General features: G+C 62.2%; 1 protein-coding gene. It reads right to left on the bottom strand.

The annotated features are described in order from the left end of the window. Positions 1-249: porin (locus ACWGTO_RS34040; protein WP_454579026.1), on the bottom strand; the 249-nt coding region annotated here is incomplete at both ends.

Genomic DNA, 249 nt, shown 5'->3' with positions numbered 1-249 from the left:
TGGCGCCCCAGCCCTGCGTGTACTTCACGCCGCCGACGACATGCGGAACGTAGCTGTCGATCGTGCCGACGCCGTAGGCACCAGCAGTGCCGCCGCCCGAGCCTTCTTCGAGAGAGATCACGGCCGAGAAGCCGTTGCCCGCGTCGAAGTAGTACTGGATGACGTTGGTGTCGAAATCGCCGTAGGGAACGAGCGTATCCTGGATGACGTTGCCGGCGTAGCCGATGAACGTATTGAAGGCCGATTCGT

The sequence above is a fragment of the Mesorhizobium sp. PL10 genome (genome assembly GCF_053714315.1).
This window is presented reverse-complemented; position numbering and strand designations above follow the sequence as displayed.